The organism is candidate division TA06 bacterium B3_TA06, from assembly GCA_005223075.1.
Lineage (GTDB): Bacteria > Hydrothermota > Tepidihabitantia > B3-TA06 > B3-TA06 > B3-TA06.
Window position 1 is genome coordinate 80,026 of sequence record NJBO01000009.1, and the last position, 19,603, is coordinate 99,628.

14 protein-coding genes are annotated in these 19,603 nt (G+C 54.8%); 5 read left to right on the forward strand and 9 right to left on the reverse strand.

The annotated features are described in order from the left end of the window. Positions 1-149 precede the first annotated feature (149 nt). Entirely contained in the window at positions 150-1,082 is a 933-nt protein-coding gene (locus tag CEE36_06755; protein TKJ42777.1) for a hypothetical protein, read from the reverse strand. 336 nt (positions 1,083-1,418) lie between these two features. On the opposite strand from CEE36_06755, the gene CEE36_06760 reads away from it, so the two are divergent. Further along, positions 1,419-1,634: a hypothetical protein gene (locus CEE36_06760; protein TKJ42778.1), complete on the forward strand. Its 216-nt coding sequence runs from the start codon at positions 1,419-1,421 to the stop codon at positions 1,632-1,634. Positions 1,635-1,691: 57 nt separating this feature from the next. Here the strand turns inward: CEE36_06760 and CEE36_06765 are convergent, their stop codons facing one another. After that, a complete protein-coding gene (locus CEE36_06765; GenBank protein TKJ42779.1) occupies positions 1,692-3,866 on the reverse strand; it encodes a hypothetical protein in 2,175 nt (724 codons plus the stop codon). Positions 3,867-4,333: 467 nt separating this feature from the next. Between CEE36_06765 and CEE36_06770 the strand changes: the two genes are divergently transcribed. Next, entirely contained in the window at positions 4,334-5,341 is a 1,008-nt protein-coding gene (locus CEE36_06770) for a hypothetical protein (protein TKJ42780.1), read from the forward strand. A 124-nt stretch (positions 5,342-5,465) separates the two neighbouring features. Continuing rightward, positions 5,466-5,963: a hypothetical protein gene (locus tag CEE36_06775; GenBank protein ID TKJ42781.1), complete on the forward strand. Its 498-nt coding sequence runs from the start codon at positions 5,466-5,468 to the stop codon at positions 5,961-5,963. Between the two features lie 155 nt (positions 5,964-6,118). On the opposite strand, the gene CEE36_06780 is transcribed toward CEE36_06775, so the two are convergent. The 7 genes from CEE36_06780 to CEE36_06810 all read right to left on the reverse strand — a co-directional run bounded on the left by CEE36_06780 (position 6,119) and on the right by CEE36_06810 (position 17,780). Continuing rightward, positions 6,119-6,673, reverse strand: a complete 555-nt coding sequence (locus CEE36_06780) for a hypothetical protein (protein TKJ42782.1) — start codon at positions 6,671-6,673, stop codon at positions 6,119-6,121. Next, positions 6,670-7,215: a hypothetical protein gene (locus CEE36_06785; GenBank protein ID TKJ42783.1), complete on the reverse strand. Its 546-nt coding sequence runs from the start codon at positions 7,213-7,215 to the stop codon at positions 6,670-6,672. Before CEE36_06785 ends, CEE36_06780 begins: the two co-directional genes overlap by 4 nt. Before the next feature lie 278 nt (positions 7,216-7,493). Further along, positions 7,494-8,342, reverse strand: a complete 849-nt coding sequence (locus CEE36_06790) for a hypothetical protein (protein TKJ42784.1) — start codon at positions 8,340-8,342, stop codon at positions 7,494-7,496. Between the two features lie 206 nt (positions 8,343-8,548). Next, entirely contained in the window at positions 8,549-10,114 is a 1,566-nt protein-coding gene (locus CEE36_06795; protein ID TKJ42785.1) for a hypothetical protein, read from the reverse strand. Positions 10,115-10,331: 217 nt separating this feature from the next. Beyond that, on the reverse strand, positions 10,332-12,368 hold the full coding sequence (locus CEE36_06800) for a hypothetical protein (GenBank protein TKJ42786.1): 2,037 nt from the start codon (positions 12,366-12,368) through the stop codon (positions 10,332-10,334). 238 nt (positions 12,369-12,606) lie between these two features. Beyond that, complete coding sequence (locus tag CEE36_06805; protein ID TKJ42787.1) at positions 12,607-15,720, reverse strand: hypothetical protein; 3,114 nt, start codon at positions 15,718-15,720, stop codon at positions 12,607-12,609. Positions 15,721-16,205: 485 nt separating this feature from the next. Continuing rightward, entirely contained in the window at positions 16,206-17,780 is a 1,575-nt protein-coding gene (locus CEE36_06810) for a hypothetical protein (protein TKJ42788.1), read from the reverse strand. A gap of 636 nt (positions 17,781-18,416) precedes the next feature. On the opposite strand from CEE36_06810, the gene CEE36_06815 reads away from it, so the two are divergent. Together CEE36_06815 and CEE36_06820 are read left to right on the forward strand one after the other, a co-directional pair. Then, complete coding sequence (locus tag CEE36_06815; protein ID TKJ42789.1) at positions 18,417-18,998, forward strand: hypothetical protein; 582 nt, start codon at positions 18,417-18,419, stop codon at positions 18,996-18,998. A gap of 147 nt (positions 18,999-19,145) precedes the next feature. Next, positions 19,146-19,466, forward strand: a complete 321-nt coding sequence (locus CEE36_06820) for a hypothetical protein (GenBank protein ID TKJ42790.1) — start codon at positions 19,146-19,148, stop codon at positions 19,464-19,466. The last annotated feature ends 137 nt before the right edge of the window (positions 19,467-19,603 follow it).

Consider the following 19,603-nt stretch of genomic DNA (forward strand, 5'->3'; position numbering starts at 1 on the left):
AAAGAGATGATTGCGGTGTTTCACGTGAAACAATCCTTGAGCTCGGTGCAGATGTTTCACGTGAAACGTGCCGGACGGATTGCTCGGAATCTCCGCGACGGTATACAGTGCTTCGTAGGATATATCTCCGGGGCTTAAGATTCGGGGTGTCAAAAAATCTCCCCTGCGGCGATCAGCCCCAGTATGAGGAGTCCGAACAGGATGTATATCGTAAGGATCAGTGCTTCCCTCAGCTTCTTTCTCCCGCGCATCACGATCAGGGCTGCCGTAAGGACGCCGAAAGGGGCTGCGGCCAAGTAAAGCCTGAGATAGTCAAGTATAAGGGGAGTCAAAAGGTAGGAGACAATAACCAGCCCGGCGTTCACCCAACGCCCCTTCCCTAAACCCAGGAGGGTAAAAAGCGTCCTGATTCCTCGTCTCCGATCCCCCTCAACGTCGGCCATGTCCTTGGTGCCGAAGGTTGCGGTTAAGGTAACAACCACAAGGATCAGCATCCTTAAGGGGAAGAGCCTAACCGACGCGTGGCTTGCGAACCCGGAAACCATCACCGCTAAACCTGCCAGCGCGAGAAGGAACACATTCAAAGGGTAGATTCGTTTGGCCCTGACCGGTGAGGTGGAGTATGCAAGGGAGATTACGTGGGCGGCAAGCAGGAAGATAAAACTTGCCAACCCGCAGCGCAGCACCAGGATCAGCGAGAAGATCGAGAGGGAGGCCGCAAGGGCGTAGGAGCCTCTGCGCCCCAGAAGGCCCCTGGAGAAGGGGGTCTTTTTGCCGGCCAGGCGGTCTATCTCCTCATCGAAGATGTCGTTGAGAAACACCGCTCCCTGGAACGCTGCAATGGCCGAGACGGTTACATAAAAGAGAAGATAGGGATCGAGCGCAACATCGCCCACCGCCGCACCCATCACCGCGCCCCCTGCCGCGAACCCCGCGTAGTGGAGCAGCCTGAGTGGACGCAGAAGCTTGAGTATCCCTAAGAATCTTCGGGGGGCAAGGAGAGGAGGCAGCAGGATGCACAGCGCCAGCGCTGCAAGGATGACGATATCCAGTATACCTGGGGGATACAGTGCGACTTCCACCTCACAACCACCTTAACCTGGTTCCCTCAGCGTATGCCTCTTCCATTGGCGAAGTTTAGGCTAAGGGAGGGAGAAGTCAACAGTTTAATACTCCTTTTGCCTGTGACAAAAAGATTGCACACAAAGCGATGCGGAACGAACCTTGAGGTTCGCTAATTTAGTCTTGGGAATTGACTACGATAGCGAACTAAACACGCTCATTGCAAGGTGAGTAATTAGACCGTTCGAGGCTATTAGCGAGTGAGAGTCGAGCCAGGAACTGCTATAGGAGGCTGCGTTGGCATAGTACTAGGAGGAGGAGACGCCTGGGGTGTGGTGACGTGAGTCTTTTGTCTTTTGCAGAGGGTTGATTCAGTGATTTTTGACGTAATCCGTCCGCTTGATGCGTCTGGGACTCACCTTTCAGGGATCAAGCTTGGCTTCCACGAGGTGGCGTGGTCGGTTGGGCTTTTCACGTTGGGGTTGTTCTTCTGTGCTTCGCACAGAAGATCGCAGGAGGATACCTGTCGGGGTCCCCGCGGCGTTGCCCCCTTCACGAAAACCTTCTCTTAAAAAAAAAAAGCGGCCCCCTGTAGCAGGAGACCGCATAAAATCTTAGGAAAGGGTTTCTTAGTGCAGCAGCACAACCTTGGCGGTTTTTGTGAAGCCAGGGGTGATGATACGGATGAAGTAGAGCCCGCCTGCAAGCTCGGCACCAGCGTCGTCGGTCCCGTCCCAGTAAAGGGAACCGTAGCCGGAAAGCTCGCCGTCGTGAAGGGTGCGAACCACCTTACCTGTTACGTCGTAGACCCGAATCGTAGTTGAGATAGGATAGCCAACCGCGTAGCTCACAAGGGTGCCGGCAATGAACGGGTTGGGACCGGTAACCTCTATACGAAGCGCATCCGCGGACTCGGCAATGCCGACTAACGGCGTGCCCTGGAACATTACGGACAATTCTTTACCGAGCAGGATGCGGGCGTAGTCAGGAGTCCCCGGAATCGCGGCAAAGAACGTCGCCATGTAGGATGCGTCGTCGTCGCAGATCCACTTGGCAAACTTGACGTTCTTCACCTCTTCCGGATCAAGGCTGGCCACCGGCACGCTGTCGAGGTAGTCGGCGGTGTGATAGCCCTGAGATACGATCTCGCAGTAGCAGTAGAAGTTTTCAGCCGCCTCTGTGCCTACGTTCTTGAAGTTGGCCTCAGGCGTCATGCTGTCCACCACGCTGCCCTCCACAGGCTTTACGACCTCTATCGCATCAACCTGGACGGCGCTTTCGATGGTGGCGTACTCGACCTGGATGTTGTTTGAGGGGTCGTCGTCCTCAATGGTCTTCTCAGGCCACAGGTAGACCGTTACTTCGACCCTGTAGCGGTCGCCAGCCCCGCCCGGGGGTGTCCAGGACGGGAAGGAGACGGCGTCCTCTTCGCCTGCCTCAAGGTAGACGATGCCCTCAAGGTTGCCTTTGTCGTAGTTGACGCCCGGACCGGTGATGACGCACTTGGCGTAGCATGAGTCCTCGCCTCCGCCGAAGTTGGCGACGACCGCACTGGGCGTGACTGGATCGCCTGTGATCTTGCCCAGCGGTTTAAGGATCCGGGTGCATGCCAGATCGCGGCCGCCAGGACCGCCTCCGCTGCCGGCGTACCAGTTGTAGTAGACCTCGTAGTTGCCGTCGCGCCGGTCGGTCCAGGTGATGTGCACGTTGCCGTTGGGGTCGGCGGTGAGGTTGGGGTGACGGGAAACAATGCCGTCATTAGGGGTCAGCTCCTGGGGAGCGCCCCACGAGCCGCCCTTAGGTCGAGTGGCATAGTATATCTCGTAGGTCTGACCAGAGCGATCTTCCCACGCTACCCAAACCGTGCCGAAGGTGTCGCAGCAGATGGAGAGGTAGTAAAGCGATGTGGGACAGTTACTTATCTGAACCGGCGTGTTCCAGGAGCCGCCCACGTTGTCTATCACAGACACCTGGTAGGGCGAGGGATAGTCCATGTAGGCGATGTATAGATTACCGTCAGGATCAGAGCAGATGGATGTGGGACGGATATGGTAGGCGCTGTAGGAGGGAAGCAGGTACTCGTGTGACCAGGAGGTACCGTTGGAGCTCCACATATGCCCGATGGTGTAAGAAGGTCCTGCAGAACGATAGATACCCATGGAGATGTGCCTTAAACCGTCAGGGGTCACGCAGATCGATGGGTGAACAAAGTAGTGGTAGTCAGAGGAGGTGGGAGCCCAGGCATTGATCAGAGGTCCCCAGGTGCCGCCGGAGCTGCGCTCCCGATAACATACCCGGTACACGAAGCCCGGGTAGGACCATGAACCTGAGGTGGCGATGTAAGAAGTACCGTTGCTGATATCGGCGATGGACTGGGCGCGCAGGTTCTGGCCGGAGGTGTGAAGATATTCAGAGCCCCAGGAGGAGCCGTTGTAGCCGTTGTAGTACAGGTTACCGGACCGATCCCATACCGCATGGGCATTGGTTCCGTCTCCGGCTGCTACGGCAACATCATAAGACAAGCTGGTTGAACTCAGCGCGGTTCCTGAACCGGCAGCGGGCGGGGATCCGATTGGAAACACTACGGCACGGACGTACTGAGAGAAGCTATAGTCGCGCCACACGATGTAGACATCGTTGGCATCCGCTGCTACACCCCATCCACCGGTGTTATAAGGGGCGTAGGAGGTGCCTGAGGTGTTTGAGATCCTTGTATCGGAGTGCCATTGGGCGAACAGTGGAACTGCCGCCAATGCCAGCACCCCAAGGATCAGTAGTGTCTTAGACACTATGCTTTTACGCATAATACCCTCCTTGGCTTTTGTTTTTGATAATCCTACACAGGCTCTGCCTGCGCCCTTTGTTTTCGAGAATCTTGCAGGAAACCTTGAAATAGGTACAGGCCTCCTCCCTGTCCGTCTCCCTTGCCCCTTACCATATTACGCTTATCCCTCAATCTAGCCTCCTCCTTTCTCGTTCTCCTCCTCCTTTACATCAACCCGCAACCGGTTCCTCGAACACCCATCATAAAACTATAGGCAAAGAAAGGATTTTGTCAAGTCCTTAATGCTCCTTTTCCCTTTCGGGAAAAGATCGCAGAAAAAGTGGAACCGATCGTCGCGTGCAGAAGATACGTAATGTTTTCTTCCGGCCAGCACAATGTCGAGGAAATCAAGCGAGAGTCTTGACTTGCTTCTAGTTCAGTTCGACATCTAAAACGACCCAGAGGCCGGGGCGGTTCGCAACAAAAGCCGAACTTACTGCGTCTTCTATGACGCGATCCAAAAAAGGAGGAAGCATGAAGAGGTTTTCGTTAGTCGTTGTGGCCTTTCTTGTTGCAGCGGCATCACTTACGGCCGCAGAGAGACTCAAGAAGGAGTTTGAGGTCGGCTCCGCCCCTGAACTTACGGTTGACGTTGATGCCGGAAGGGTGACGGTCCAGAGAGGGGAGGGTGACAAGATCACGGTCTACGTCCAGTTGCCGGATCGTGAGGGATACAGACTCTCAAGCGATCAGGACGGTGACGAGGTGCGCGTTGACCTGGAACACAGAGGCCTCATAGGATGGTTCCTCTTCCCCCTCCACTTCATCTCAGGTGATGAGCCATGGGTTCGAGTAGAGGTGCCTTCCAGGTGCGACCTTGATCTTGCGATCGATGCCGGACGCATAGAGGTAAAAGGCGGCATTGAAGGAACCATCAAGGCCCGGACAGGCGCAGGTTCGATAAGGATGAATGACGTTGGAGGCGATGTTAGGGCAAGGGCCGCAAGCGGCTCTATCCATATAGATGAGGCTAAGGGAACGGTGGATGCAGAAACCAGCACAGGCGAGATAAGGGTTCAAGACTCGAAAGGGGAGTTCTATCTTGAGACCAGTGCTGGCTCTATCGAGATAGAGCGCACGTCAGGCCGGTTCCGCGTCCGCTCAAGCGTAGGATCGATCGATTTTGACGGAACCATTACAGAAGGAGAGGATAATCTTCTCAAGACCTCGGTGGGTTCTATTAGAGCCAGGCTCAGCGGTCTTTCCGATATCGAGATAGACGCAGAAACCGAGGTTGGCAGCGTGAGCATCTTTCCGGGTATTGAGCCGGTTGACGAGGGTGAGCATTACCTTCGTGTTCGTATAGGTGACGGCAGCAAGAGGCTTAGACTGCGTTCGGAGACCGGATCGATTCGTATCCGAAAGGGAACCGAACCAGAGAAGATCGAGGTTGAAAAAGAAGAGACAAAGCCAGAGGAATCAGAGGACGCACCGTCCAGGGAACAGATCAAGTAGTTGTCCAGGCCGCCTTGCATCTATCGTAATCGCCTTTTTATCTTCAAGGTGCCAGCCCTCTTTACGTGGAAAGATGTGAAACAAACGGCTCAAATATTGCGTCGTCTTCGTTGAAGGAGGCTTGATGAGAGGAAAACTGCTCCACACACTTCTTCTGTTGTTTTCGGCAGTCGCTGTACTCGCGGCCGGGGAGGCGCAGGTCATAGAAGAGGAGTTTTCCGTAGGCTCCGAGCCCAGATTGATTATCGATGCGGACCCAGCGCGACTGACTGTAGAGGTAGGTGACAGCAACCGGATAGAGCTGAAGGTGGAACTGCCTGGGGAGGATATTTACTCCCTTTCAACTGAGCAGGAGGGGGATAAGGTAACCGTGAGGTTGGAATCTGAGGGAACCTTGGGTTTAATAATGCGGCAGCTCAGGCTTTATGAGGCGGACGTCAGCGCCCGGGTGCCTGCAAACTGCGATGTTGTGCATGAGACCCGGTCCGGACGCGTTGAGGTGAGGGGGGTAGGGAGAGAGATTCGCTCCCACAGCGGCTCGAAAGTTGGACAGGTGATAAGGTGGATCTTGCGTATAGGTCGTATTGTGGAGACCGATCAAGCAGATGGGATAGAGGAATAGTCTGTCCGGCGTCGAGTGAGTTCCACAACCGACGTTTGATGTGTGAGCGCTGCGTGAACTTCTGCCAGTCCAGGCCGATCCTCGATTCGTTTAATTAATACCGATCTTTTACCCCTATGGGGTACACGTCTCCGATGGAGAAAGGACTTGTTATCTTACCTCTTCTCCCTCTCTTTCTTCGCGCCCCCGACCAGCCGGGCAACGAGTATCCCGATTGCCACCCCGCCGGTGGTCTCGATAGCGGAAACCAAATCGCCCTGCATATCTTTCATGAAGTAAGCAAGCGGCCTGGTGAAACTTATAAGAGGCAGAAGGTAGACCATTATCACACCGGCGATAACACCGCCTGCGAAGCTCACAACCGCGCGCAAGAAAATAATCCTTCGGCTGACCCAATCACCCAGATACATAAGTCCGGCAAAAAGCGCGAAGTAGAGAAGGGTAAAGAGACCCCTAAGAAGCGGTGGATATGTGGATTTTCCTGCGACCGCGACCATCGCAGAGAGGACAACCGCGCTTCCAAGCGCATAGAAGAACCCCTCCTCGTTCCAGGAAAGAACCACAAATCCCAGGACGGCGGCAAGGAATGCCACCTTTAGCCCCATCCCACTGAACCATGCCCCCTGCAGGAGCCCATGCAGCAGCCCTGCAACCACAAAGGCAACCGCAAGCACAAGAATGATCTTCAACCAACTGGCACGTTGTTTCATTCCAACTCCTTTTCAGGTTTAAGGGTTTTTCTTTCACCCAGAAGGATCCTTGTAACAAGCAGAGCACTCGGCACTGCAACCCCGACCTCAAGTATGAATGGCAGCCCTAGTTTCGTTCCTTTGAAGAAGCCACCTATCTCGGCTATGATCGTCCCTACTATCCCGAAGACAAGCAGTCCGGCTATGACTCCTCCCAGAAGGCCGAAAAACCAACGCAGGGCCTGACGCTGCCGGCCGAGCGCATCCCCAAGCTTGATCAGTCCGACAAAGAGGACTTCGACTCCAAAGATAAGAAGAATCTGGATTAGTTTTGCACTCATGAACCTTCCGACAAGCCCGCCGGCAAGGGCCGCGATGAGAGCGGTCAGGAGCGCGTAGAAAAGTCCCCTCTCGTGCCACGCGCAGACAAGGAACCCGATCACGCCTGCCGCAGCGGCTATCTGCAAGACCCTTATCCATCCTATAGGGGCTTTGGAAAGCAATTCAACAAGGATTTGTCCTGCGCCTGCGATGATGAGGGAGATAAACAGCGCAACGGTCATCCTCACCCATGATAGGGGGTCTCTTGCCATGCTACAGCATAAGGGATTCATCGCTCCTGTCAAGTCTATCTATCACCCCACACCTTCGCTACACGAAGCTGTGGGAACCACTAAATTCTCATTGCGATCTCTCGTCCTCCGACGAAAGGAGCATTATTTCACCTCCCCCTTGATGGGGGAGGGTAGGGAGGGGGTGAAAACCTGGACATCCTTTTTGCTGCTGACTGACAGTACGCGCAAGGTAGGTATGAACTTGTTAAGCCACTCAGATATTGTGGCTAATTCCCTTTCAGAAAACGGGAGGTGCGGCCATCTTTCAGTATGCGGCCTTCTGTCTGACAGCGAGGGCAGTAGAATGTGTCGCGGGCGGTGGTCGAGACCCACTGGACCCTGGTGCCGCAACGCGGACAGGACTCGCCCTTGCGGCGGTGCACGGCCATGAATGGTCTGGTCTCATTGATCTCGATCCCCTTACCGGTGAGCCTGCGGGTCTGCTCGGTGGCCTCGATAAGGGTCTTGCGTATAGCTCCATGGAGTCGGGCGACTTCATCCGCACTCAGCTTATTCGCCTGCTTGAAGGGCGAAAGTCCTGCCTGCCAGCAGATCTCGTCCGCGTAAGCGTTGCCTATGCCGGCGACGTTGCGTTGATTCAAAAGGAAGTTCTTTAATCTCTCACGGGAGGCTCCAAGAAGTTCAGCCAATCTATCCACCGTAAACTCCTCGGAGAGCGGCTCCGGTCCCAGTTCCTTTATGTCGTCTGTCCCTTTCTTCTTTGGGAGTATCCACATGCTCATGCGCTTGAGTTTTGCATCCTCAACCAGGTGCAGGGTATTGTCATTATCGAACTCTATGAACGCGGCTGAACTTTTGAGGGGTTCTTTCTCTTTGGGCTGTATCTTGAATCTGCCTTTAAGCATCAGATGGACAACGATTCGGTATCCCTCAAGCGCTATCTCGATGTACTTGCCCCGGCGCGTGACACCGGCCACCCTCTGTCCTATTAAGTCATCGGGAAGGAGTGTTTTCTGGATATAGGGCTTGATGATACGAAAGTCTTCGATCGACTTGCCGACGATCAGGCGTTCGAGGTTCTCCCGCAGAACCTCCAGTTCAGGCATCTCAGGCATGATCAACACCCCAAGCGAATACTTCGTCTTCGCTTGGGGACCCCCCGGAATAAAGAGACCCTGAGAGATACGCTCATAGATCCAGCTTAGTCGAACGGCTTTGTTTTGTCAAGGGGTGTTCTTTGGTTAAAATCTGTAGGGGCCGGTCTCAGACCGGCCCCTTTCCTTTTTATCTTCGATCTTTCGTCCTCAGGACGAAAGGAGGATTAGTGAAGAATCAGCACCTTGCGTGTGGCGTTGAACTCAGGTGTCAGCATCCTCACGAAGTAGACGCCCGAAGCAACGGCGTCTGTATTCCAGTTGATGGTGTAGTAGCCGGGGCCGCGGGAATCATCAACCAGCGTCGCCACCACGTTGCCTGCCACGTCGTAGACGCACAGGGTAACCTCGCTCGCTTTGGCAAGGGTGAAGTTCACCCTGGTGCCTACCACCTCAAGGCTCGTGCGCTCGGCAAACGGGGTTTCCGCAACTCCGATGTAGGAGAACGTCCAGGGCAGCCGAGGATGGCTGATGTCCTCACCTTCTTGCTCCGCCCAGAAGGTGATGACGTAGGTTATTCCGTCTTCGAGGCTGATCTCGTCGAACGTCGCGGTAAAGGTATCGTTGCCAGCAAAGCTGTGGGCTACGGTGTCCGTTTCGATTATTGCATGGAATCCGAAATCTTCGACGGTGTAGATGAGATCGGCATTTGTAGGTATTCCTTTGTTCTCGGCATACCTGGCCGAGGGGGCAAACGAGTTCATCTGGGTATCCGCGGCAGGAGATACTATCTCGAACGGGGTCACGTCTATGCCCAGCTCGGCGGAGAAGTTTTTGTCCTTGTCGTTGTTGCCGGGGTCGGTGTCGTCCGGATGCTCGACCACGAACAGAGCGTTGTAGCTTTTGCCGCCCTCGGGGGTGAAGTCCTTGAAGGCCGCTACGTCGCTGTAGCCTGGCTCAAACGGGAAGTTGCTCAGGACATCCTCGTAGACGGTTCCACCACCCACTTCTCTTATCCTGCAGCGAACCAGGGCCTCGACCGTTTCAGTGTGGTTGTTCTTAACCTTGCAGGCGGGAGTGAAGGCTACGTCAGGTTCTTCTTTGGTATTGGGTCTGATGATCTGCACCATCTCAAGGTCGAATGCGGCGCCACCTGTTTCCCAGGTAAGCCACACGCTGTCCACGCTGATGGGACGGTAGAGCCAGTACCAGCCGCTGCCGGATGGAGGATCCCAGTGGATATGGAATGCTATCCTGATGTTCTCGCCGATATAGTCTGAGAGATCGAACACGAAGGGATTGGGGGCGTCGTGTATATAGTGCTGACCAGGGGTGAACTCCGGGTCACCGTGCATATCCACCAGGGGATCATCCCAGGTTCCTCCTCCGTCGGTAGAGATCTTAACGTAGTAGTGCAGCCTTTGCCTGTAATAGGAGCTTCCGGATACGTTGAAAGCACAGTTGTAGCCGAAGAGAACAGTTCCGGATGAGTAGCTTGAAAGATCGATAGCCGGGGTGATGAGCCAGTCGTTTACTACTCCATAGGGCCCCATGTTACCGGCGTAAGCGAGGCCTGCGGAGTATGTCTCGATTCGATACAGGGAGCCCCAGTTCTGTCGGAGCCACCTCACCCACTGGTAAGGGACCGGGCTGTCTATTCTGGTCCAGCCTGCGGGCGGGAAGCTACCCTCGAAGCCTTCCGGCCCCAAAAGGACGGTTTGCGCATTGATGCTGGGAACGATGGTTGCAAGCATGAGCACTGCAACCGCGATCATTACGATCTTTTTGGACATTACTCCCTCCTTGGTTGGAGAGTTTTGTTTCGAAACTTCGCCATCGGGAATCTGAGCCGAAGTTCAGTTCCCACTACCGCCTTTCTCCCAAAACATCCAGACTATAATCAGGATTCGGCTTTTGTCAAGGGCTTTGGTTAAAATCTGTAGGGGCCGGTTTCAGACCGGCCCCTTTCCTTTTTATCTTCGATCTTTCGTCCTCAGGACGAAAGGAGGATTAGTGAAGAATCAGCACCTTGCGTGTGGCGTTGAACTCAGGTGTCAGCATCCTCACGAAGTAGACGCCCGAAGCAACGGCGTCTGTATTCCAGTTGATGGTGTAGTAGCCGGGGCCGCGGGAATCATCAACCAGCGTCGCCACCACGTTGCCTGCCACGTCGTAGACGCGAAGGTTCACATTGGTCGCGGTAGGTAGCGTGAAGCTGATCCTGCTGCCTGCAACATCCAGACTGAAGCGCTCGGCAACAGGTTCCTCAGCAATACCTGAGTATTCGAAGGTCTCCACGAGCGGCGGATTGCTGATATTGCCGCCGCGCTCCTCTGTAGCCCAGAAGGTAATCGTGTAGGTGCCGTTCTCAAGACCTTCTACCGTTGGGAACTTGATGTTCTTGGACTCTTCGACGGCAAAGGGTTCACCTATCACACTATCCTCGTAGACCACGGCGTGGTACTCGCCATCCTCGATCTTGCAGTGGAGTGTCGCAACCGTTAACTCTGCACCCGCGTGCTCCTCGAAAGTCGCCTCTGGGTCGAATTCGTTGTCCTGCTGGGGTGCAGGCGAAAGCATGACGGTCGGGGTCACGTCCATACCGGCAAAGGTGGTCCAGTGCTTATCCTTGGCGTTGTTGGTCTGGTCAATGTCGTCTGGATGCTCGACCCAGAACAGGGCAGTGTATTCCTTGTTGGCCTCAGGGGTGAAGTCGCGGAAGCCGTCCACAACGGTGTAGCCCTGCTCGAGCGGGACGCTGTTAAGCACGTCCTCGTAGACCGTCTCCATGGTCTCGAGGTCTTTGAACCTGCATCCCACCTTGGCAGTGGCGGTGTCCAGGTTGTTAAGGACCCTGCACGCCGGCGTGAAGGATACCCCGCCTTCTTCTTCGTTGCGAGGACGGATGATCTGCGCCATCTGGGGATCGAGCTCCTCCGTACCGCTGGTCTCACCGTAGATAAGCACGTTGTCGATCTGATAGAATAATGAGGAGCTTGGCGACGTCTCGTTGTACACGAAGCGTACCTGTGCATCCGTTACCCCGTCCACACCGAAGGCGCTCAGGCTCCATACGTCGTGCATCCAGAGCTGCGACAAGGTGTAGGAGGTGATGAGCTGCCAGGTGGAGCCGTCCCAGACCTCCACACGCATCTCACTCGTAGGGGCCATATAGGTGCCTCTGTCGAATTCCAGCCAGATGTTGCCCCCGAGAGTGAAGGCTGGGGTAACCAGGGCATTCTCCACGCACTGCGGCCAGCCCAAGAAATTGGTGGCCCAATAGTCGTCGTTTTCAGCGCAGTTGCCGCCGCCCGAGGCGGCATAGTTGGCCCAGAAGCCGCCAAGGCCGTTGAGATCCCTCCACTGGTCGTTGCCTGAGCCGATGGTAGTGGTCCATCCGCTGGGTGGCCAGGGGCCTTCGAAGCCCTCGTTCACTACGGTGTCTATTACGGAGCCGCCGCCGACGTCGGCCCATACATCAACGTTGTCTATCTCGAGCCACCAGTACCAGCCGGCATAGTTGATCTCGTTGTAGACAAAGCGCACCTGAACGTCTGCTTCGCCGGCAGCGTATGAGCTGATGTCGAAGCTGTCGCGCTGGCCAGGGCCGTAAGCGTCCTGATCGCTGGTATAGGTTACAATATTCTGCCAGCTCGAGCCGTCGTAGACCTCTATGCGGGCGTGCTCGTTGGTGCTGCTGAGGAGGTTGTAGGAGATGGTGTATGCCAGCCAGACCTCGGTGGCGGTTGACAGATCCATAGAGGGCGTGACAAGTGCGTTGTTCTGGCACCACGGAGCGCCCCAACCTGCCGCGTCGTCGTCGTTGTCGGCGCACATGCCTGACCCTCCGGCGTAGTTGGGGCTGCCCCAATAGCCGTTGGTGAACCACTGGTTAGTGCCGCCGTCGTTGGTTGTCGTCCAATCTGTAGGTGGGAAGGTGCCTTCGAACTCCTCGTGTAGCACGCTACTCAGCTGAGCGTTTAGGGGCAGAACCAGGGCCGCGAACAGAACCAGCGCGGCCGCGATCCCTATGACTTTCTTGGTCATTATACTCCTCCTTGCGTATCCTTGCTTGGAGTTGGTTTATTTTCCAAACGGGGAATATGAGCCTGTGGCCCATTCTCCCAATTTTGCCCGTCCTTCAGTCGGCTCCCGTCTCTCTACCTAAATTTAGTCAAAATTCGGGGTTTGTCAAGCCCTTTGGGTTAAAATCTGTAGGGGCCGGTCTCAGACCGGCCCCTTTCCTTTTTATCTTCGATCTTTCGTCCTCAGGACGAAAGGAGGGCTAGTGAAGAATCAGCACCTTGCGTGTGGCGTTGAACTCCGGAGTTATCATCCTCACGAAGTAGACGCCCGCAGCAACGCCTGAGGTGTTCCAGTTAAGGGAGTAGTAGCCAGCGCCGTAGGTGCCGGATGCAAGTGTAGCAACCATGTTGCCTGCCACGTCGTAGATGCGCAGGTTAACGTTGGTCGCGGTGGCAAGGGTGAAGTTCACCCTGGTGCCTAGCACCTCAAGGCTCGTGCGTTCTGGAAGCGGGGTCTCAGCAATACCGCTGTAGTTGAAGCCCATCGAGAGCGGTGGATTGCTTATGTTCCCACCTCTTTCCTCGGCCCAGAAGGTAATCGTGTAGGGACCTTCCTCAAGCTCTACGCTCTTGTTGAATGTGGCCGTGAAGGTGTCGTTGGCTGCAAAGGTATGCTCAAGGGTATCTCCGTGAACCACTTCCTCAGCGTCATTCTTTATCTCGCAGATCAGACTTGCATCAGTTTCCTCAGCGCCTGCCTTCTCAGCGTATCTGGCGGATGGTTCAAACTGGTTCACCTGAGGATCGGTCGGGGCCAGCACCGCGAACGGCGTCACATCCACGCCCACCGCGGTGGTAAAGTTCTTGTCCTTGCGGTTGTCATCCGGGTTGATGTCGTCGGGATGTTCCACAATGAAGAACGCGTTGTACGTCTTATCACCCTCAGGGGTGAAGGCCTTGAAGCCGCTTATGATGTTATAGCCAGGCTCAAGCGGAACGTTACTTAACACATCGTCGTAGACAATGGTTTGGGTCGTGAGGTCCTTTATCTTGCAGGATGCCGAGGTGTGGGCGACGGTATCAACGTTGTTGAAGATCTTGATACTGGGCGTGAAGGGTACGTCAGGTTCCTCTTCCTTCCGGGGCCTGATGATGTTAACCAGCTTGAGATCAAGGTATACGTAGGGCGGGGGTAAGCCGCAGTCTGCAAAGCCGACCATCAGCACGTTGTCAACATACCAGTAGTTAATGTTGTAGCTGTAGCCGTCGCCGTAGAAGTTGATGGCGACCTGGGATTCACCTGCGGCCCAGCTGATGTCAAGGCTGTCACGGGTGAAGGGATAGTTACCGTAGCTGGATTCATCGTAGTCCCAGATGACGTGGGGCCAGGTGGCGCCGCCGTCTGTGGAGCCCAGCCACTGGGCCGTATAAGGATAATTCATGTAATGGCTGTAGTAATGGTCCACGGCAAGGTACACCTCGCCCTCGCCTGAGCAGTCAATCACAGGTGAGATCAGCTCGTCGGTCTCGGTATCGAAGTAGTAGTAGATGCCGGCGCAGTAGTTCCCGGCCCGGTACCAGCGGTTCCAGTCGTCACGGGTTACACTCGAGCCGTAGTTGATTGTCCAACCGGCAGGCGGTGAGGTGGTGCTCCATGCGCCGTTGAAGTTTTCCGTAAGCAGGGTGTCTACCCCGGCGCATTCCCGCACCTCAACGTCGTCTACCTCAAACCAACCATTGTGACCCGCGGCGAACTCGTGGTAAACGAAACGTATCCGGACGTCCGATTCACCAGCGGCATACTGGCTGATGTTGTAGGTTTCCACCTTGCCAGGGCCGGTTGGATCCACGTCATCCCTGTAGTTTACCACAATCCACGAGCCGGTACTATTTACTACTTCTACGCGTGCCTCGGCGTTGGAACCGTGATTGTAGGACATGGTGTATTCCAGGGTGACCACAGCGACCTCTGAGAGATCTATAGAGGGTGAAGTAAGACAGTTGTATTCGCATAAGGGGGCACCTGAACCTGCAGCATCGTCGTCGTTATCAGCGCAGTATCCCGAGCCTCCGGCGTAGTTGGGACGACTCCAGTAGTCGTTACGGAACCACTGATTGGAGCCGCTTTCGGTGGTTGTACTCCAGCCTGCGGGCGGGAAGGAACCCTCAAAGTCCTCTGTGAGGTAGACTCCCGGTGGAAGAGGGTGGTACCAGTTGTAGTAGACCTCGTAGTTGCCGTCGCGCCGGTCGTACCAGCAGATGTGAACGTTGCCATTTTCATCGGCTGCAATGTTGGAGTAACGCGAGTACTGACCGTCGTCAAGGGTCAAGGCCTGGTCGCCTTCCCATGAGCCGGATACGGCATCATACTTGTTGTAGTGAATCTCGTAGGTCATGCCTGAGCGGTCGTCCCATGAAACCCAGACGTTGTCGTTGGTATCGCAGCAGATCGAGGGGTACCAGGTGTAGTTGTAGGTGGAGTTGCTTACCTGTGTGGAGACCCAGCTTCCGCTTGCGTTGGTGGCAACGTAGACCTGGCGAGGGAGGGTGTAGCCCACATAGGCGATGTAGAGGTTGTCCTCACTATCATGGCAGATCGAGGTGCCGTAGCTGTAGTAGGCGAAGTATGTTCCGCCGATGGTCTCATGATTCCAGGTCGCCCCGTTGTCGGTGCTCCATACATGCTTGAGACGGTAGCCGTTGTTGTGTGCGACGGATATGTGGATGACATCGTCGGACGTGATGCAGATCGAGGGGTAGTAGGCGTAGTAGGTGCTGGAGGCTGAACCCCCGTCCGAGTGGGGATCAAAGGCCCTGACAGGCGAGGAGTAGGAGCCGGCGCCCGAGTTCTTTCTCTGGTAGTATACGCTGTAGCCGCGCGCGTCGCCACTGGTGTAACTGTAGCGGTTGAACACGTTGTGCAGGTCGCCGTCGGAATCAAAGGCGATGGCAGGGTAGTAGCAGGATTGGTTGTAGACGCCGTGGTTGATGATCGGGCCCCAGGAGCCGTTCTTCTCACGGGTGTAGAGATCGTAGGCGGCGTAGTAGTACCAGCTGACGTCCACCGTGCCGTCGTGGACGGCGATCGACGGGTCGTAGCCGGAGGAGGTGCTCACCGCTTCGCCGTTGGGTGTCGTGGTGGGGCTTCCGATGGGGAAGGTGAAGTAGCGGATGCGCTGGGTTGTAGTGTGGTCGCGCCATGCGATGTGGACGTTCGCGTCGTCAGCCGCGATGCACCAGCCGCCTCTGTAGGTAGTGTATGATGAGCCGGTGTTGTTGGTGATCCTTGTGTCGCCCTGCCACTGGCCGAAGAGCGGCACAGCAACCGCGAGAAGAACCAGCGCGGCCGCGATCCCTATGACTTTCTTGGTCATTATGTTCCTCCTTACTTGGAGTTGGTTTATTCTCCAAATCTTTCTGATCGGAAAACTGAGCTTCCCACTCACTCTCCCGATTTTGCCCGTCCTTCAGTCGTCTCCCGTCTCTCTATAACCTAATACCTAAATTTAGTCAAAATTCGGGGTTTGTCAAGCCCTTTGACGCGCTTTCGCGCTCATTTCAAATTGAAGATTGCAAAGTGCAAAATTGCTCCGCAAGCGTCGTCCTTCGGAGCTTCGTCCGGCCTGGCACAAGCTCAACCGTCCTCGCAGTGACAAAAGCAATGTGGAACGGAGGCTTTCGTCCGTTCGGATACGATAGCACAGGAAGTCATCGCGATCGACCGAAGGGAGGGCGACGAACTCATAGGGGGCACAATCCGAAGGCTGCGCTCGTCGCCCGCGATAATAAAGTAGGCGGCCCCGTAACACCCAGGGCCGCCTACAGATCCTTAGCTAAAGTTAGCTAAAATCCGTTGGGGTTAATGCAGCACCAGCAGCTTTTGGGTGGCCCGGAACTCAGGTGTCGTAAGCTTCAGGAAGTAGATACCCGAAGCCACATCGTGAGTGTTCCAGTCCACCGAGTGGCAGCCGGCGTTACGGGAACCGTCCGCAAGCGTTGCCACCACGTTGCCTGTTGCATCATAGACGCGCAGGTTAACATTGGTAGAATGCCCCAGGGTGAAGTGTATCGTGGTGAAATTGACGCAAAGATTGGGTGTTACCGCATCAAGACTGAATCGGGCGGTTATCGGGGTCTCGGCGATCCCTGTTGTGTATGTGTAGTTGAAGGTGTCCACAAGTGGAGGGTTGCTTATGTTTGTATTGTTTTCGCCATTTGCCCAGAATCTGATTATGTAAGTACCGGTTTCAAGGTACGCTGTGTAGAATATGGCAAGGAAGGTGTCGTAAGGCTCAAAATCGCGAATATCTGACGAGTCACGGTAGACCCATTCTTCGGTGTCAAAATCCTGAATCCAGCAGTGCATTTTCACGTCCACCGTTTTTTTGCCTAGACGCTCGGCATAATTGGCTGTGGGCTCGAACGGATTGATCTGCTCAGGGGTTTCTGGAAAGAGCATTTCATAGGGTGTTACGTCATATTCAATTTCGTGGGTGGAGAAGTTCTTGTTCATGTCGTTGTTGGTTGGGTTTACGTCATCAGGGTGCTCAACCACGAAGAAAGCATTGTAGGAATTATTCTTGAGAGGGGTGAAGGGCGCGAACTCCACTACGGTGTAGCCCGGCTCGAGCGGGTAGTTATTGTGTACGTCCTCGTAGACTGTCTGCTGGGGGAGCCATTGCTTGATCCCGCAGTGGACTTTGCCGTGGGCAGTGGTGTCGAGGTTGTTGTAGATTCTACACGAGGGTTTGAAGGGAACTCCACCCTTTTCCTTGTCCCAGGGGCGGATTATCTGAACCATCACCAGGTCAAGCGGTTCGGGAGGGTCTGAGCCCCAGACGTTCACGTCGTCAACCTCATACCAGTTTGATTTTACGCCGCCTGTCATCTCGCTGTAGAGGAACCGCACCCGGGCGTTCATCGCAGCTCCGACCTTGTCACTGATGTTGATGCTGTCTCGTGTTGTCTTGCGGCTCATGGGGTGGTTCATCACTATAATCCAGCTCGAACCGTTGTAGACCTCCACCCGGCCCATCATATCCTCACCCACTGGATACCAGTCCACGTCGTAGGCGAGCCATATGATGTTGTAACCACTCGCATCAAACATTGACGACTGCAGGATATTGTTGCCCACCCTGGCAGCGCCAGGGCCTGCACCGGCGTCGTCGTTGTCTGCGCAGTAACCGTTCCCGCCCGGGGTATAGTTGGGACGGCCCCAGTAGTCGTTGCGGAACCACTGATTCTGACCGATGGAGGTGGAAGTACTCCAACCACCCGGGGGGAAGGGTCCTTCGAACCCCTCTGAGAGCAGGCTGGTTGGTTGGGCATTAAGGGATGAGGTAAGGACCGCAAACACCACTAGGGCACCCAATGGAAGTTTTTTGCGCATTATAGTTCCTCCTGAGTTTAGCTTGTTTATTCCCTTCAACATACACTTACAGAAGTACCTCGCTACAAGCGCGCGCTTCCTGGCACTTCTTTTTAGCCCATCGCTCCCTTGGGCCTACAGACTAGGCCTTTGTTTAGATGTAAAGTTTACATCAGATTTTTCAGTTGTCAAGTCCTTATTTGGTAATTATATACACTAAACATTCTATTTAGCTTCATATATGAAAAATATCTGTGTTTACCCATTTGCTTGGGGAGGGCCACAAGAACTGTCAAGGTTACCAGGTAAGAGGGGGTTGAGATCATCGAGAAGGACGAGGGGGAAGAAGCAGATGTTTTAATCGAGGTAATCGTAACCAATGGATTGGAGTTTGGCCTGTGCCCCGGAGGGGTGCAAGAGGAGATAGATCAATCCGAAGTGCGTGTAGTGGAGGTTTGGGGTGTCACCCCCTCTTTTATTCTACCCGACGGGGCACTTCGTCCCCATCAAGGGGGAGATGAATAAGTCGCATTCCTTCATAAGCGGCGGATCTCTTTGGTTATCTCTCTTTTCCTGAGTCTAGGGGAGATCCCCGCTTTTTCTAATACCCTCCTCACCCTCTCACCCACCTGGTAACCATCTATTGGCGCACAGACCGGATGGTACTTGACAATCCGGGATGCAGGGGTAGGATAAATCGTGGAACTTCTTCTCCTTCTAATCGCCCAGACCGTTCCATACGAGTACCCTTATCTTGAGGTGGTGCGGCGCGAGGTGTGGTTTCTTCCCATGCCGAAGGGGGCAGACAGCACAACCTATGAACGAGAGCTGCATCTTGGGTTTGAAGAGGAGGGCCTTTTAGCCCTCGTCGAGGGCGTAATCCAGGAGCGCTGGCTGGGGAGAGGGAACCCTGCCGCACTGCAGGAGGTTCTGCACTGCGACTCGATCGCGAGAAAAAGAGACACCCTTGTTGCTTACTCTTCCCTGCGATTTGTTTTCACCAGGCTGGACGCCGGGATTCGCTCGATTGATCTAATCGCGGCTCTGCGCTACGCGGATAAGGATCGGATCAGCTACAGTGTGGATGAGATCCTTGCCAGGTTGGGGTTCGGCGGCAAGCCCTACCGCCTTCTTGCAGATGCGGGGAGTCTCGTGTCCCTTGAGCTTAGGCCAAGGGGAGGGGTAATCCTCGTTAACCTTAGCACCGGCGCGGTCGTCTCGGCAGATATCGTCCAACCGCAGGCTCAGAAACACAAACGTTCCTGTCTGTTCAGGAGATAGGCCAGGTTGAGCTTCTTTTCGTGGATATCTGCGGGTTAATCCATGGACCGGCGCGGTAAAGGTAATGATTCTCTTGACTTGACGTGGAGCTACGTATTCAGCCCTAAGCCGGAGTGAGCGTGAAGGGAGCAAACTAAGGAGGATGACATGAAACGAACGATAGTCCTAACCCTTATCGGAATAATAGGACTTGGGATGTTAGCTTCCCCTCTCTTGGCTCAGTATCAAGAGCAACCTCAACCTTCTCTTTCCTCTTCATTCGATGCTGCTTCTTCCATTCTTAGATTTATCCCTATCATCATTGGTTGGTTCCTGCTGATGTTTGCTCTGACTCTTTTCCTCATAGGATTACGGCTCGACCAAACGACCAAGGGAGGATGGACAGTAGCGCTTCTTCCTCTTTGGGGTTCCTTCCTTGTAGTCGGTTTGCTTATGTTTATAGGAAGTATCTTAAGAATAGGAGGATAACATGAAAGGTTTATTGAAGGCGTTGTGCGGGTTGGCTCTTGCTTTTGGCTTGATATGGGCCAACACCTATGACGGTCCGGCTATCATCTGGGAGAAGACCTACGACTCAGGCGCCAAGGATGTGCCCTCGGGTGTGG

Excerpts from the sequence above, each read along its gene's own strand:
- CEE36_06785 (TKJ42783.1), bottom strand. The coding sequence starts at position 7,215 with ATGACCGTTGCGCTGTTTATCTCCCTCATCATCGCAGGCGCAGGACAA.
- CEE36_06800 (TKJ42786.1), bottom strand. The coding sequence starts at position 12,368 with ATGACCAAGAAAGTCATAGGGATCGCGGCCGCGCTGGTTCTGTTCGCG.
- CEE36_06820 (TKJ42790.1), top strand. The coding sequence starts at position 19,146 with ATGAAACGAACGATAGTCCTAACCCTTATCGGAATAATAGGACTTGGG.
- CEE36_06795 (TKJ42785.1), bottom strand. The coding sequence starts at position 10,114 with ATGTCCAAAAAGATCGTAATGATCGCGGTTGCAGTGCTCATGCTTGCA.
- CEE36_06810 (TKJ42788.1), bottom strand. The coding sequence starts at position 17,780 with ATGTTGAAGGGAATAAACAAGCTAAACTCAGGAGGAACTATAATGCGC.
- CEE36_06765 (TKJ42779.1), bottom strand. The coding sequence starts at position 3,866 with ATGCGTAAAAGCATAGTGTCTAAGACACTACTGATCCTTGGGGTGCTG.
- CEE36_06805 (TKJ42787.1), bottom strand. The coding sequence starts at position 15,720 with ATGACCAAGAAAGTCATAGGGATCGCGGCCGCGCTGGTTCTTCTCGCG.
- CEE36_06770 (TKJ42780.1), top strand. The coding sequence starts at position 4,334 with ATGACGCGATCCAAAAAAGGAGGAAGCATGAAGAGGTTTTCGTTAGTC.
- CEE36_06790 (TKJ42784.1), bottom strand. The coding sequence starts at position 8,342 with ATGCCTGAGATGCCTGAACTGGAGGTTCTGCGGGAGAACCTCGAACGC.
- CEE36_06775 (TKJ42781.1), top strand. The coding sequence starts at position 5,466 with ATGAGAGGAAAACTGCTCCACACACTTCTTCTGTTGTTTTCGGCAGTC.
- CEE36_06780 (TKJ42782.1), bottom strand. The coding sequence starts at position 6,673 with ATGAAACAACGTGCCAGTTGGTTGAAGATCATTCTTGTGCTTGCGGTT.